Raw genomic sequence first — 16,425 nt, 5'->3', positions numbered from 1 at the left:
TTTCTATTGTTTATAGTCCATTTATAGCATATATCTAATTTTATTAACACAAAGCTGACTTAACATTTGCTATAATATATAATAGAATTCTTAGCAATATGGTTATTACCGCAATATAATAAATACAAAAGTAGTAAACCTTTGATTTAAGGTGATAAGAATGCCAAAAACCAAAAAGTTACTTATCTCTAGGCTGGCAGACATTGTTCAAAAGATTGAACTACTAGAGAATCCCAAACGCAACGCCCGAATTTTAGAGTTGGCACTAGGGCTAAATGGTGAGGGTCCACATACTCAAGCTCAGATTAAAGAATTTCTTGACGTGGAGTACCCAGAAGCAACTGTTAGTACCGAAAGAATCCGTGTCATCAAGAGTGTACTTGTAGATTCGTTTGGCAAGGAACTAGTTAAATCGTGGGATGAGTTTTTCGAAAATCTGTTTGATTACCTGTACTCTCAGGTCCCAATTGAAATTGGGCTACTTGCCCAACGTTTAGCCGATCCCAAATATCAGAGTTTTAACCCCAAGCTTGGACATCAAGAAGCATTTAGTGAAAAACCATTTAATGTTTTGGGGCTGATGAAAATCCTAGAGTTCAGACCAAAAGTCGACACGAGACAACTCAAAATTAAGAGGCTCTATTTTGAGTTCAATGACACACGTATAAAGGGTCGTGAGAGAAATACTAAAGAGTCTACGCTTTTCCTTATTCCAAACAACTTTAACGTTAAGTTAGAAAACCTTCTTAACCACGCAGAACGAGCTGTAAAGTTCAATGGGATGATACAAGAGCAAATCTTACTACCTCTCATGCCTAAAAAGCTGCCTGTACATAAAAGAGAGGAATTAGCTCACTCTTTGCTTATCTGTCATAAGGATTTCATGTGGCTAGATGAGCGATTAGGCTACTTGACCCTAACTAACTCTTTAGATAATAGGATTACAAGATTTGCAGCTAAGATTTTTAAAGTTGTTGATGAGATTTCAATTGCCCTATTTTCATGCCAAATATCAAGAGCAGTACGGGCCCAAGCTCGCGCATTAAGAAGTGACTCAGATTTAGAGTTTCTACAAGAGCGCTCAAATTTATTGAATAATGTCTCTTATGGTTCTGACATACCTTTCAAAGTGCAAGACGCTTTAATGTATTTCGTTAGAGCGGGATTATGCACGATTGATGAGAGCAATACTCTTCGTCCTACTGAGCTGTTACTGGATAACGTTGATGTTTCTCTTCGTCGTTCAGAAGAAATAATGATGGACGTACTAAAGAATGCACCAAACCAAACGTTAAGTAACTCTGAATTCCGCGAGAAAAGCATAAAAGAGATATCTGAGAGGACAGCAAAGCTGTATGACGAACGTTTTGAAGATTTTATTGCTAAGGACATTATTCTTAAGAAAGACCAGCTCGTGCTTTTTAATAGGGATAGCGTTGACTCTTTAAAGAGATGCACTAGAAGCGCTATTGAATCTCAAAGAAGCATTTATAAAGGCGCTCGACAACCTCTTTATCTAAGACTAATTGAACTTGCCAGTTTATATATTGAACGAGCCAAGAAAGCTAACGCTTCAATTGCATCTAATCGTACACAGTTGAGAAAAGCTAAGGCAGATAAGAAGGTGAAGCTTGAGAAAATCGAATCTCTTGAATCAACCTCTTCTGACTTACGTTTGTTAAAAGCAGAGTGCTCTGATTTCTCGTTAAGAGTTGATAAGTTACAAGAGGAACTGCAACGATTAAACAGAAAAGTTTCTCAGTATGAAAAGGCAGGTGAATCTAGGAGATCTTTGTTGAACTCAGAACTTGAAAGGATTCATATTGCTGAAAGACACATGTCATTCTGCGAGCGATTGCTAACTACAAGAGACTCAATTTATGAAAAATCAATTCAAATCGTTGTCGATGAGCTTTGTTCTACTCTGATGTCACTCAAAAGTAGTGAGGTTGATGAAGAAATACTCAAATCCAAGTCAGACGTTGCTATTAACGATGTTCTCGGCTCAATTCTAAACAGAGTTGAAGGCATCGATTCTGAGTTTTCTAATGATCTCGAGAAGCTTAAATTTACTGATATTCTAATCTACCGTGTGATATCAGATTCGATTTCCTTACTCGATAGACTCGACTCTGAGCTACCAGAACCAAATGATAAATTTTCAGATTTGATATTGAATTTGATTTTGGAGTTACCTGAGGATTCCGATGGTAATAGGAGCACTACGTATAGCGAGTTTAAATCAGCTTTAATCGAAAGAGCTATCGCTGACGAAAGAAACCATGCTGTTGGCCACTTCAACCAACATAATAGCTATAGCCCCCTCTTTGTTCGTGTGAGAAAAGCGGAATACTCGTACGTAGGTACTGAAGCTTCTAAGCATGCTGACTTTGAGTATATATAACTAAGAGATCAGGAGTACAAATGCTAAAGATTTTTAACAAATTTATGATGTTACTTGCCCTATTTGCTACCGTAAGTTTGGTGTCATCAGTTGTTGAAGGAAATGCAGTCTTAGTCTTTATGACGTCGGCATTTGTACTTGGTTTGCTATGCATCATTCATAAGTTCAAAGGTGGAGTACTATCTCCTACCCTCTTAAAGGCCGTTGAGGTTGCAGTGGTAATTGTATCTATTGGATGTTTGCTTACAGCTCCTCCCGGCGAGGGATTTTACGTTTTAGCTTGGTTATGGACGACCGTGTTTTTCACGCTGTATAAAAAGGCCGATACTCATGTCTAATTCATTAAGCAAAAAAGTTAACATACGTGGGCCAAATAACTACCAGTTTTTAAAGTGGATTCTGGATGCTAACGATAATTTTTTGGCACTTAACCACTGCAATGACCCGGATGGTTTTCGTACAACATCTAAAGCAATTCAATCTCAGCTTAATAAAATTGATGAAACGGATGTACAGAAGATTCGGTCTACTTTCATGCAATTATTGGTTTTCTTTCCAGAGTCTAGAGTAGATAAGTTCGTCGGTTTGTTTCATGCTGCGAAATCTCGTGATAAAACTTCAACAACCACAATGGCACTGTCTAAGCTTACCAAAAAAAGGTTTGATTCCTTATGTAAGAGAGTAGCTAAGTCTTCAACGAATGATGAGTTTTTAAATCTGCTACTCGATTTAGCGGAGACAGAATATGGGTTGGATGAAAGTAACATGAGGTAGTGGTTTGGTAGGGCCCATATTACTATTCATATTAGAAAATAAAGCAGCTACGATAGCTGCTTTAATTTAAAAATTAATAGTTAAAAAACTGGGATTGTTGACTATGAATGCTATGTAAGAGCTTATCACTATATATGGCCCCAGTGGATACTGCCCTCTCGTTCCTCTTATGTATGTTATGACGATGAACACAAACATAAAGAGTATTGTGAGCATTGTTATCTCTACGCCAGCCCAAGCCCCTATACCAGCCCCCAGCCTTAAATCACCATTTGCCATTCCAATATTTTTGTAAAGCACTTTATGCATAGTATTGAAAAGGTAAAGAAGCCCATACCCTAATAAAGCACCGCTAAGCGATTCTTCGGAAGATAGATAGCCATACTCTGTACAAGCCAGAACCAAACCAGACCATAAAATGAAATTTGTTAGTTTTTCTGGTAGAAATTGACTCGCTAGGTCAACCAAAAACGCCATTGCTGTTAGGCAAAAGAAAATGAGCATTAAAAGAAACTGCTCAAATGAAGTTGCTATTTGGTATAGAGTCACCGTTGAAGCGGCTACGGTAATTTCTAATACAAATACCTCTTTATAAGTTTGGTTGTTTCCCTTCAGGCCACCAGCAATGCAGGAGAAAGGTACCCAGTATCCAACACTTTTGCATAAGCTAGTGAAGTCAAACCGTCCTTCACGGTTACTTGGTTCTAAAGAGTATTCAGGATAATAGGTGATGAGATCATTTCTGATCTCATCTTCTTCAATTTGTGGCAGTAATCCAGCTATGACATAAGTGATCTTTGCAATGAGACTACCAGTAATTACCAGGAACAGATAAGAAATCATTGTTATCTTGTAATCTCCATAGTTTCTTGCTCTTTGGAGTTCATATCAGAACGCGAACCATCACCTCTTCGCAATGTTGCTCTCCATGGCTTATCTAAATCAATCTCCGTTTTTAAAGGAGTACTAATTTCAGTTAGATTCTCAAATGCTTTAGCTACGAAGTAGCTGTATGGCTCACGTTGATTCTTCTTCGCTGTTCGAGGCATTTCTTTTGCAGCTTGTATTTCACGTTCTGCTACCAAACCAGCTGCTGCAGATTTTAAACTTGAAATCTTTAAGGACTTTTGTGTCCCATCTAGTGGGTCTTCATACAGTAGATTTTGTCTACTACTAGGGTCATTCTCAATAATACCTTTCTCTTTAAGATCGTTAACTACCTTCCTTACTCCAGTTTCGTGCAGTCTGGTAGCAACTTTGTTGTAGTATTTAGATAGTTCACCTGTATTACCCACAGGGCTATTCCATATGCCGAAAAGAGCTTGCCTAAGCGTATCCTCAGGTATTTGACGTTTTTCAATAGCGTCCTTTAGACAAATTCGACTAAAGTATATAGGGTCATTAGCGCCCTTAATTGGGCTTGAAGGCGTGGTAAGATATTCATGTACCTTTGCGTGTAGCTTTTTATCAAGAGCAGAAAATTTCGTCACGTAGCCTTGCTCATTGCGTGTAGATTCGATCATCATCCCCACTCTAGCTTCAGTCGCCAACCAATTGCCTATTTCACTAGCTTTAGATGCATATTCTTGTTTAGCTAAGTTGTCTTCAGGTTTTTTTATTGATACCAATACTTCAAGTGCTTTTTGAGTTAGCTCTTTGGTATCTGATTCTGGAGATGTCTTTGATGCGTATAGGAAGGCTGCTTTCTTTTGTATAGCTGACTGTCCTTTGTCGCCTACAAGTTCATTAGCAAGTTTCACATAAGCTTTTACATCAGGATTATCATCGAAGTCGAAGTCATTAATATTGACCTTTGTTGTCTCCGAGAATGTTTTGGTTACAACCTGGATAGGCTCCTCTGATTGGTTAGTCACTTCTACTTTATGTGGTGTCTCAATTCTACTTTTAACGTCATGGACGTCTATGGCATTTTTGGCTGCACTCTCAGCTATGTTTGTAAGTAGTCCAGTAAGATGGGCCACACTCTCCTTATCTGAGGATTTGAGTGACTGAAGTACTTTTAAAAGTTCCTTTTCTATCTCACTTTGGTGTTGTCCATTTCTGGATTCATCCTTTATCTCGTTTGCAGGAGCTGTATTTTCTATGTCAGGGCTTGTTGTGTCTTTTGACGGTATCGCATCTGAGGATGTCTGTTCACTATTAGGGTTATAGGAAGAGGAAGTACCATCAAGGTCTGGTGCAACATCTAGGTTCGCATTAAAGTTTTGGTTCTCAGAAAGCGCAATTTCCTCAAACATTTCGACTTGCGCCTGGATTGAGTTTGCGGCTCGTTGTTCATTCCAAGCTTTCTGCTTAGATTTATCGAATATAGACGTTAATTGTTCTGTTGTTGGCACATTAACATCTGGAGCTTCTACGTCTACTAAAGGTAAATCGATTTCACTTCTAACATTCAAAGTAGAGGCTTCTACAGTGGTTGTTGATTTCCAATATTTCGAACTATCGGCCCAGGCACCTACCGTCGTAAAGCTTGAAATTCCAACAAAAGTATCTTTTGGTGTGAACTGGTCACTAAAGTTAATACTTGTAGCATTTAGTTCATCTAACACTAGCTGACTTAATGATTTTGCCCCAGTATTAGTTTTTATTACTTGTTCATCGCTGTTTGGTGGTCTTGTTGTAGAGTTGACAAGCACATCTGTCGTTCTATCAATCTTCTCCATAGATTGCTCAGCCAAGGAACGCTCGCCTACCCCTGTAGTTTTCTGATGCTTAAGATCCAGTCCATCGGACTTGGGGTCAACTTGACCCAATTCAATACTTACGTCATTGATTGTCGTATCTATACTGTGTCTTTCTGCTTGACTTACAGATGATGGCTGTTCGTTAGATACGGATTGGACTTCCACTTCTTGGTCAGCTAACTCAAACAAATCTATTGTGCCCTGGTTTTCAACATGTTCTGAGCCAGCAACACTAATGGTTTGCTCTTCCTCATCTATGCCGAAATCATCAAGACCCCATTCAACGTCTTCCATACCTGAAAAATCAGGCATATCGCTCTCTAATGGGTCGATTGTTGAGGGTTTAAACGATGGGGCGTCAAGTTCAGATAATTCATCCAACCAGTCATCTGCATTATCGAGTAATTCTGGGCTATCCGTTTCTGCCTCAACCTCAATGCTCTCTTCCAGGTTATGATTGCCGTGAGTGAGTTCATCGGACCAAGCGTCAGGGTTAGTCAGTTCTTGCTCGTGGTTTACAGGCTCGTTGTCTGTTTCTAGGTCAATAGCATCAACTATATTTTCTTTGAGCTGTTCTAACTGGGCTCCCTCTATTTCAGGTTCCAGTTCATTCATGTCAAGGTTAGCTAATGTGTCAATATCAAAGTTGAAATCATCGACAATGGGTTCTATTTCATGTGTGGTTTCAATAAGATCATGGTCCAAGCCTGTATATTGTTCTCTGAAATCAATATCGAAGCCACCATCGGCAGCAAGCTCTGCGAAGTTGGTACTATCTAAGGTTAATTCATTATCGTTATCTAAACCTTCTGTATGGGCGTTTTCGATGTTGTATAGCTCAATTAAGCTAAGAGTCTTTGTCGGCTCTCCAGTTGATGCATTAACCCAGCTACCCTCTTGGTTCAACATTATCGGGGTATCATTTGATATTGGGAGTTCGTACGTCCCCCAATCTGTTGAATCAATTTGTACTAAGCAGGTTTCTAGTTCTCGAGAAAGTTGACCAGGTTCCTCTTGCAGTGGTGCTTTTGGCTGCAATAGCGGTAAATCCACAGGGTCGATTGTTGTTGATATAGGCGTTTCACCATGCTTTGAAATATAGTAAACGGTTGTAGGTATGGTGAATTTAGTGCCATTCAATGCGTCAATTTTATTCTCTGCAAGAGCCAATGAATCGAACTCATAGTTACCGTTTACAGCTCCATTAGGTGCAAATGATTTAACTGTGTAAGGTTTTGACTGCCGCTCAGCGGGTTCGATATAGAAGTTTTGATCTGCACTAGAAAAAGCAGATGTATCGATATCAATAATGTTTGGTTGAGAGCTGATTCTGTCAAGCTCATAAGCAACTTCATTACTGTCAATTTCTAATTCAGTTACTGGTTCAAGTTCGTTTGTCGTCGTACAATTTATTTTGATTGTCTGATTTGAGTTTTCGAGCTTTGCTTGTATCGACCTTGGGTCCACTAATGTAGACATTACTTCCGATACGCTGAGGCCGAATTCTTCCTCAAATGTCCTTGAAGTAGTTCTGTCTGGCTTACCATCTGCATCAATATCTCGTAATACAAAGTTTTGATCAGTAAGCCACTGATAATTATTGTTACTAAAATATATTGATTCGACTACAGCGTTGATGTCTTGTGCAAGGTCTGCTCTGCTGTTGTATCTCGGTTGTTTCAGCCCTTTGCTACCTCCGATAACAAGCTCACCATCTTCAGAAACTCTTATTGGTCTAGCAAATGTTCCCGTTTCATTCTCAACAAGCAAAACGACATCATGGGCCAATTGAATATCCCTAATATCGTTGTATGTATCTGCGGAAGTAAAAGGTACTTTTGATTCCTCGTCAAAGCATCTGTATGTTGAACCAACATATTCGAGAGCTTTGGTGTAAGCACTATCAAGGTTTTTTTCAGCTTGAGAAAACTTCTCATAAGCTATCTGAACTGCGTGTCCCTTTTCAATTTCTAGGTTTATTAAAATTTCTTTAGCGGTGTCTGCTTTCTCAATAGTTTGCCAATCTCCGTCGATGTGACGTTGTAGCGAATATGACACTATTCGTTCTATATTATGTTCATTAGGAGCTACGTTAGCTTCTTGAACAGGTAGCTCAGAGACTCGGTGATCTATTCGCTCTTGTTCTACGGATACTGCTTTTGGAGTTTCGAATTGCATTCCAACGGGAAAGCTAGTGGTTAGTAGGGTCCCATCGATGCCATATGCATCAAAGATATCAGTGAATTTATCTCTTTCTGCATCCAGAAATTTCCTGGGAGCGACATACTCTTTTGATGGTGTAGTATTGTTGCTTATTACCAGCTCTAACTGGTCTCCCATAACTTCTATAGCTTTATCATATTCAAAAATATCGAATAAATTATTGTAGTCTGTAGCCTTAATTGCAGTGGCTTCTGGAAGTACATCTAACTTTTCCCAATCAACGCTAAAGCTTTTTACCCCAAATTCGTCGTAAGCTTGAAGAGCGACCTTCGCGCCTGTATTCAAATTAAGAGCTCTAATCGAGTGTTCACTCGTAGGGGCTTTTAAAAAACAGTCATTATCTGAGGCGTTTAATAGGGGGTTGTTAGGGTAGTCCTGGCTGTACCGCTTTATTGCGTGAGAGATATTATTAGCAAACATCGCACAAACAACAGCAACATCTAAACCACGTTCCTTAGCGGCGATAAACAAAGACCCTCCATTAGCAAAGCCTTCACTCGTTATGATCGTTGTCTTAGGTGTAATATTGCCGAGTTGAACAAAATTGTTTTTCATGTCGTCATTCATGACTTCAAACATTTTGTTAGTGGGATTTTCTTTGTTCCAGGGAGAGCCATTATGGGCTAAGAACTGTAACCCTCTAGTCTCCTCCACATTAGGGCCCATTTGAATGCTAACCGCTGGTTGGTCGTATAAAGATGTTAGTCTCATCAGACCATGGAGTTCTGGATAGTTTAGTAAGGCCTCCAAATGTTTTTTTTGGATATAAGTGCCTTTTACGGAATCTTTAGTGAGTTCTGGTTTTTCGAAATTGGCATCAATTAAGGTTTTAACCTCGATCTCACGTTTAGCGTTAGCTTCAGCTATCTCTTGCATCTTCTGTTGATGCTTAAGCTCTGCTTCTTTTGCGGAGGCAGCTATTTTATCCGCTAGTTCTTTTTGACGAGTTTCGTGAGCAAGACGAGCTTGCTCAGCTGTTAGGTTTGCCTCGTTACCCAAAGGGGCACAAGGTAGACGTTCGCACCAGCCTTTGAAGTCAGGTTTAAAACTGATAAATGTAGAGTCTCGACCTATAAGCGAAATACCGACGGCAAGTGAGACCGTTGGCGTTATGTCACTCGGATTTTTGTCGTTGTAAAAAACCCTAATCCCAGCTGCAACCGACCATTCTGACTTTTTACCGCCTTTGTGGTGGAATTCCTTAGCGATACCTCCGACTTTTGCACCATTTTCACCAATAGTTGGAGAGTCAGCGTATGAGTTTAGGTCAATGTCAAAATCAACGCGCTTACCACTAGAGCTTGTGTACTTTTGACTATCTGCGTAACTTTGTATCTCACTTAAGTGCTCTTGAAACATATTTTTACCAAGAAGCTGCAGTGATTTAGTGTCTGCTTGATACGTTTCGCTCAACATTAGCTCATAAAGTTCAGCTTTGTGTTGATACATTTGAGCAGGATTAGCTAGTTCATTTTCATGAACCCCGTTATTTAGAGACTTTATGTTTTCTCTAACTAGCTTCTCTAATCTAAAAAGTGAAGAATGATCTATGTACCCAAGTTTAACTGCTTGGCTAGAGAACTCACTTAAAAGTGAATCTTGAGCTTTGTGAGTTTTATCTAAGATTGATGCTGAGTTGTGTTCTGGACTAAACCTACGTTGCCATGCTTCATATGCTTTGTTTTTAGCGGCCACATACTCAGGATTTTTATATACATCGTCTCCGGTAGCCCTGAGCTCACTTGCAATTTTTCCGAGCTTTTTACGCTCTTCAAAGAATTCAGAAATACCATTTTTTGAATAGACTTCAAATCCAGATGTTAGATGGATGGCCAATGCAGCGGCTTTAGCCCAATGAACTTCTGCAAATTCCCTCGAATAAGTTTCATTGAGACTTTTTGACTTTCCATTCACGTAATCGGAAAGCTTTAAACTAGCACCCATTGAGTTCTTGGAGCGTCCGAATGGATGTCCATAATCTCTCAAAATAGTTTTGTTACGGTCTTTTTTAGTGGCATAGACCGTGCCTCGGAGACTTGCTTCTAGTCTTTCTACAATGTTACTAGGTGTATTGTGATTCATAGTTCCCCCTACTCGCTAGTTTCATGTTCAATTTGGATAGGTCTAACGAGTTGCCCAAGTGCATGAGGTTCGCTTTGTCTATAAATAGATTGTTTATACGTGAATTTTTTTAGTGCGCCTGACTCTGTGGCCGAATAAACCCATCCGAACACCATAAAGCCATTTTGTGCTGCAATCAGTGCAGTATTGGCAATGAATTCGCTAGAGATTTCTCCAATTATTAGGAACTGCATACCTGAAGAAGCGTACTGTGAGAGTAAACTATTGATATCACCTGAGAGGTTTGTGTGAACAAGATCTGTTAAGTAGATAGGAAATGAATCTTCATACGCTAGAAATGTATCTCCATTTTCTTCATTCAAATGCTCTCGTACGCTATTGATCATTCCACCAAGTGGATCTTGTTTAATACTCCCGAAGCTTAACTGAACAATTCCCTCTTGAATTTCAGGAGTGCTTGTCTGATTTGTCTCTATCTCAAACTCAGATGTGTACATCATGTCCAAAATTAGGGTATAGCCGCCAGGGATAGGGATTGAGTTTATTTTAATGCCGCATTCAAAGCTTTCATCAGTATGTTCTGATGTAAGCATTTCTATAACCGTGAAACCTGAATACGGGGTTTCATTTAAAGCTTTGGTAGGTATGCCGGATTCTTGCAAAAATAGCTTTAACCCCTGATACATACCTAGAGAAGTCCAATCAAAAGATTCAGTAACCATTTGATTTAGACAGACGACTCTATTGATAGAGCTATCTATAATATTGAAGTGGATCTTGTGTATCAGGTGCTTTTCCGCAAAAGAAAGAAATTCAATACACCCTTCGGCCTGATGTGGTAATTGGTCTTCATATAGCTTTTCATTAACTTTCGAGAATACACTGGAGTCTATCCTAGAAAGGTTACGAACAATCTCACTTTCAGGTGCTATGGCTATATAGTAGTTATTTGCCATGACTTGTTCTTGTATGGCGATCCCTGTACCGGGAGCCGATGATTCGGTGGCTGTTGTAGGTAATAAGCCAGCGCAATCAAGCCAAAAAACGATTTCGTTAGAGTGGTTTTTGCTACTAATATCGAGCTGTAGTTGATAGTAATCATTTTCGCTAGGCAAAAATATTATGGGTTTATTGTTTAGGTTCAGAACAATTGATTTACCATCAGTGCAATAGTCATAGAGGTCCTTATACTTGTAGGCTTCTTTGTTTATTTCTAGTTGATACAAGCCATTGAAGTAAGGTACTCCTGATTTCAAGATAGATAACTTTTCTTTACTCATATTTAGGTGAGGAAACTGAATGCATAGTTCTTCAAGCGTCATATTGTTAAGCAAACCTAAGTCAACGCTATCTTCAATGTATTGATCTAGTAAACCAATGTGCTTTGCGATTCCGAAGTGCGAAAGCTTGCTGGTCTCTTGATGGAATCCTAGAAGAAATTTAAAGTTTGTTGGTACGTTTTCACTTTCCATTAACTCAATAAAATTGCTCATCGTTAACCTCTTCCTAACCCAAGCATGTTGATGGTTGTGTTAATTGTATTTGTAATGTTTTCAACAGTTTTGTGCATGTTTTCCGCAGCTTTCTGGACAATCTTGCTAGTCTGCATACCTACTTCCTGAACGTTTTCTCCAGAAAGTAATTTAGTTGCAGTTTCAAGTGATTTTTTACATTGGGATAGCTTGTCTTGGCCTACGGCTTTGCCTAGTTGGTCAATCGCATTAGGACCAAGGTTGTCCAATCCCTTTTGAACTTTTGAAACACTTTTATTTAGGTCACTAGCTATCTTCTCGAAGTTTTTCTCAGCTTTTTTAAGTGTTGAAGCTGGTGCTCCTTCTGCAATCAGTCCTTTTAGGTCCAGGTAGGACTGTTGAAGATCTCTTGACCTATCAATGACACTGTTGATTTGTTTCAACCCTGGCTGTTCTCCTTTTAATTTGTTGTAGGAGTTTGTTAAGAAAGAAGGCCCACCTTGAGCTTTGGAGCCGTTATGGTTGAGGTTAAATAGGCCATAAGAGTTCCTATTTGTATTTATGTTTTGGTTGTACTGGTCGACCTTCTTGTTTTCTTTATTTTGTACACTATCCTGCTCCCTTCCGTTTTCCTTACTTGGTGGGGTAGTTTTTTTTCTATTATTTGGTTTCTCTTCATCCTGTTTAGGAACGTTTTCATTCTCAACATTACGTTCAATAGTTGCTGGTTGGTCTGGGGATGCAGTTTTTTGTTCTGGGGGTTCTTCTTTTGTTTTTATATGCTTTTCCTCAGCAGGTTCAGTATGCTTCAATACATGCTCTTCAGTTGAAGGTGATCCTTTTCCTACGGAGTGCTCAATAGCTGAATTTTTTAAGCTCGCAGCTACATTTGTAATACCACCAGCATCGATACCAGTACTTTCAATGTTAACGGTAGGTGAAAATGAATACCGTTTTATTGGTGTGTCAGGTGTTATTTCTGATATTGGAGTGAAGTTGATAGTTTCTGGTAAATTGGGAGCTACAGAAGAGGTGCTTAAGCTCTGTCCTTGGCTTGCGAATTCAAAGTCAGGTGTTTCAAGCCTAATAGACTCTAGCGGGATGCTGTTAATAAGGTCTGTTATTGAGTGTTTGTTATAGTCCATTTTCTGCTAACTCCGCTAAAATTTGAGTCTTAAGAGCAAGGTTGGCTTCTCTTGTAAGTAGTGATTCGTAGTAGGCCAAAAGGTATCTTGCTAATCGTGCTGATTGAATTGCATCCATCCGAGCAACACTTTCGCTGGTCGGCCTAGGAGACAGCCCATTAACTGTCTCTACAGGCATTCCTAAGGATTTCATATCGCTAAGCTCTTCCGTTCTGCCTTGCCATATATCTGACTGAATAGAGTTCATATCGCTCAATTGGGAGCGTTTTATATAACTCGATTTCATAGTGGCAATCGCTAAGTCACTTCGAAGGTATCTATTCAGTTTTCTAGTTAATCTGAGTTCATCGTCAGAACCTTTCATGTCTTTTGGGTGAGGGATCGTAGATTGATTTTGAGTTGTTAATAGACCAACTAACTGATCCATAGCTAAACGGTCTTCGTGCGATAACTCACTCAATACTGCTTGCCCAAAGGTGTCATTTAGAAGGATTGTGTATTCTTCGTGAAGGTTAGGTGCGCCAATAGGAGCTCTATGAGATATGCTGGACTTAAGGTTATCAAAGGTTTCTTCGGCTAGTTTTCCAGGAAGTACCTTCTCCCCCTCAATTACTAGTGAACTAGTTAGGCCATCATCATCAAAGAATAGACAGCCTTGTTCATCAAAATTAGCTACATACGCCCTCTCAACAAATTCACAAAGGCCTGGTGTAACTTCCATCTTTGATTGCATTAGCAAATTGTGCGTTTCAGAGTGACTACCTGATACAGTAGCTGTATGGAAAGCTTTGAGGTTGTCGTCGTTTTGGAATGATTTAATCGCGTTATTGATCTCGTTTGCCATTTCTTGAGACTTAGTCAGCGCTCTTTCAGCTGCTGTCATACCATCAGTGGCTGTTTGACTAGCTTTTTGACCTGTTTTGGCTGGATCTACAATCGTCCAAGCTAAGAATGCATGGCTTGTGTACGGAATGAATGCAACTATAGCCACCCCAATTGTAAAGAATTTCTTCATCTTTCCACCCCAATAGAAATGTCTAATGCTGGGTTAACCACTATTTCGTTATCTGGAATTAGATTGTGCTTGTAGGTTGTCTGGTTGATTATCTGGTTTTCAACACGATTACTTAGCATTGATTGCGTGTTAGGTACGGCCAAACCTGACGAAGGTTCGAAGAGATAGTCTGTTCTATCTAATAACAACGGAATCTGATGGGCATTCGGTGAATTGCTGCTACGATGGTGTTCAACAGATCGCTTAATAACACTATGTAGTTCATTCAGCTGTGCAACCCTTAGCCATGTCTTAAAGTTTTCACTAGGTTCGCTTTTATCAAGACGAATACCGTGCATCTCTATTATGGATAGAAGGGACTGTTGCTTTGGCTTGCTCCAATCAATTTCATGGGGGAGTTCGAGCGATGTTATATCCCCATCTTCATCAATAGAAACAATAGGCAGCTGGCAGTCAAACGTAGATGTTCCGTTAAGAGCATTAGCAGCCATGTAAGACGAAAGCATCAACTCATTCGTGTTCCAGTTAACTGCAAATTGAAGGTGTTGCTTTTCATTGATAGTTAGACCTAATGACCTACTAATTGAATCAAAAACATGGTCTTGTAGGCTATCTTCTAACCTCATGTTTGCCTCGTTGCGCGGGGGGTAATAGTTGTATAATATAAGACATTCATCAATTAAAAACAATGGTGTCAAATGGGTGACTATGAGGGAAATGCAGCCTGGATTGCTGCAGTTAGTGGGCGAGCAGACATAGAGCTATACTCTATCTTCAGCCTAGAAATTAAAGAAGTGTCGGAAGGTAGAATAGGACTTTCAAGGAGTATGTCTTCTATGATTGCTTATTCTATTGATTCAAAACACAACCACTATTTAGGTTGGCCACTAGGTGAAGTTTGGGATGCTGTAAAGAAAATTGAGTTTACCGGGTTCAAAGTAGAACCAACACCACTCTCTTTATCAAGTAGTCACGAATTGCAATTGCATTATGAAGTCGAAACGGAGGTGATTGTTTCTGAACGATCTCGCAGAGGGGTTCATAACATGACAAAGAGTGAGAATCGTCAACTTCATATGTGCCTACCTGTTACAGCAAGCGTTGGTAACAAGTTAGAATCTGCCTCTCTAATTACTCTAGTGCCATATGACGGTAATCATGAGTCTGACGATGCGGATGCAATAGTAGTAACTCCCATAGATTAGACTTTTATTATATTGAATAAAAATTTGGCCCAAGATGGGCCAAATAAAGTTTCAGGGTTTGGGATGATCTCTAAAGTTATTATCTAGTTACTAACTTTCCTTTCGTTTTAGTAGATCGAAAATTGTTCTATCACTTCTCATAACTCCGCGAATATAACCCCTTTCACTTGCTGGAGTGTCTTCGTCTCCCCAAACTAGGTAGGGAGTTCCACCTGCGAACATTAAATCGCCCAAAATCTTGAATTCCCTCATTTTAGTTTCACAACTCTTCGAAATGTTACTTGGAAAGTTTCTTAAGCTCTTAGTAGAAAAGAGTTCATTGTATGCGGCTTTATTATCATCAGAGCAGTATCCATTAAGCACTAACTCACCAAAGCTATTAAGGGGCTCTTGGTGAGTACGATATATATACTGATCGACTGTAAAGTTATTCTCGAATGGGTAATCAATAATCCGTTTTCTAGGATAAGGCATGTAACGTACCTTTACACCCTCAGCATTTAAAGAAGGAATTAGAGTATGTAGCTGTTTACATACTGGACAACTAAAATCGGTAGCAACTGTCAAAGTTCCCTTATAAGGGACATCTGCATCATTTTCATAAACAATAAAGCTATCATCATCTATTGCTGGAAGAAGCATCGGAGCGTATGTAGGTCCTAACTTTTGACGCATATGAGGCTCGATGTTCTTTAATTCATCCATGATTGTGTTAGATGTTTTTTCGGAGCTTACGCTTGGAATAGATGACTGAGTTACGGGTTGTTGTTTGCTAGAATCAGAACTTTCTTGATGCTCAAGCTGTTCTTGTTTCGCTTCCATGGCCAACTTTCTTTTGATTAACGCCTGAACTCCTGGAGATTTACGTAAAATCTCGTTTATCTTTTCTTCATGAGAGCTGTTTAAGTTGGTGTTATGTTCAGAAGGTTCAGCTGGAATTGGTTGAGGCTTGGGCTTGGTGTCGCTCAATTTGACTGAAGCTTTATGACTGCTATCTGTGAAAGCAACTATTGCCTTCTCTTTGGTGATTATTGACTGTATCTCATCCTTATGTGCGCCGAATATACGACCAAGGATGTTATCGCCATTGGACAGATCAATCATTTTCCCCTTAATTGCAAAGTTAACATCGCTATCAACAATGAATGTCCCTTTGTTTGTGAAGGCGGCATAAAGGTTAGTGTCTTCCATGATTTTAATTATTTTGTATGTGGTTACACTCATTTTTTCTTCAACGAGTTGTTCAATTGGCAAAGTACTCGAGCCACTTACATAAACCTCACTTGTTGGATTACTCTTTATAGGTGCTTTATCAGTTTTATACTCAGCAAAAGCGTAGAAACTGGCTAAGGCCATTAATGATAGTGCTAAACCTTTCTTTTTATGGAATTTGATCATGA

Annotated in this window: 11 protein-coding genes; 4 read left to right on the top strand and 7 right to left on the bottom strand. The window is 39.4% G+C overall.

The annotated features are described in order from the left end of the window. Positions 1-160 precede the first annotated feature (160 nt). The 3 genes from R7190_RS20460 to R7190_RS20450 are packed head-to-tail and all read left to right on the top strand — an operon-like array spanning position 161 to position 3,178. A complete protein-coding gene (locus R7190_RS20460; RefSeq protein WP_025634164.1) occupies positions 161-2,404 on the top strand; it encodes a hypothetical protein in 2,244 nt (747 codons plus the stop codon). Positions 2,405-2,424: 20 nt separating this feature from the next. After that, complete coding sequence (locus tag R7190_RS20455) at positions 2,425-2,742, top strand: hypothetical protein (RefSeq protein WP_025634163.1); 318 nt, start codon at positions 2,425-2,427, stop codon at positions 2,740-2,742. Then, positions 2,735-3,178, top strand: coding sequence for a hypothetical protein (locus R7190_RS20450; protein WP_025634162.1), 444 nt, complete (start codon positions 2,735-2,737; stop codon positions 3,176-3,178). The genes R7190_RS20455 and R7190_RS20450 overlap by 8 nt, the downstream gene beginning before the upstream one ends. 66 nt (positions 3,179-3,244) lie before the next feature. Here the strand turns inward: R7190_RS20450 and R7190_RS20445 are convergent, their stop codons facing one another. From R7190_RS20445 to R7190_RS20420, 6 genes are read right to left on the bottom strand one after another with little or no spacing between them, the layout of a single operon-like run. After that, entirely contained in the window at positions 3,245-4,021 is a 777-nt protein-coding gene (locus R7190_RS20445; protein WP_025634161.1) for a prepilin peptidase, read from the bottom strand. Between the two features lie 2 nt (positions 4,022-4,023). Beyond that, positions 4,024-10,188: a hypothetical protein gene (locus R7190_RS20440; protein WP_077202327.1), complete on the bottom strand. Its 6,165-nt coding sequence runs from the start codon at positions 10,186-10,188 to the stop codon at positions 4,024-4,026. An 8-nt stretch (positions 10,189-10,196) separates the two neighbouring features. Next, complete coding sequence (locus tag R7190_RS20435; protein ID WP_025634158.1) at positions 10,197-11,681, bottom strand: hypothetical protein; 1,485 nt, start codon at positions 11,679-11,681, stop codon at positions 10,197-10,199. Between the two features lie 2 nt (positions 11,682-11,683). After that, positions 11,684-12,805, bottom strand: a complete 1,122-nt coding sequence (locus R7190_RS20430; protein WP_025634156.1) for a hypothetical protein — start codon at positions 12,803-12,805, stop codon at positions 11,684-11,686. After that, complete coding sequence (locus R7190_RS20425) at positions 12,795-13,820, bottom strand: hypothetical protein (protein ID WP_025634155.1); 1,026 nt, start codon at positions 13,818-13,820, stop codon at positions 12,795-12,797. Before R7190_RS20425 ends, R7190_RS20430 begins: the two co-directional genes overlap by 11 nt. Continuing rightward, a complete protein-coding gene (locus R7190_RS20420) occupies positions 13,817-14,446 on the bottom strand; it encodes a hypothetical protein (RefSeq protein ID WP_025634154.1) in 630 nt (209 codons plus the stop codon). Before R7190_RS20420 ends, R7190_RS20425 begins: the two co-directional genes overlap by 4 nt. A 72-nt stretch (positions 14,447-14,518) precedes the next feature. Between R7190_RS20420 and R7190_RS20415 the strand changes: the two genes are divergently transcribed. Further along, on the top strand, positions 14,519-15,025 hold the full coding sequence (locus R7190_RS20415) for a hypothetical protein (RefSeq protein WP_025634152.1): 507 nt from the start codon (positions 14,519-14,521) through the stop codon (positions 15,023-15,025). A 90-nt stretch (positions 15,026-15,115) separates the two neighbouring features. On the opposite strand, the gene R7190_RS20410 is transcribed toward R7190_RS20415, so the two are convergent. Then, on the bottom strand, positions 15,116-16,423 hold the full coding sequence (locus R7190_RS20410) for a hypothetical protein (RefSeq protein ID WP_025634150.1): 1,308 nt from the start codon (positions 16,421-16,423) through the stop codon (positions 15,116-15,118). Between the last annotated feature and the right edge of the window lie 2 nt (positions 16,424-16,425).

It is taken from the genome of Vibrio sp. 1078-1, assembly GCF_033340475.1.
This window is presented reverse-complemented; position numbering and strand designations above follow the sequence as displayed.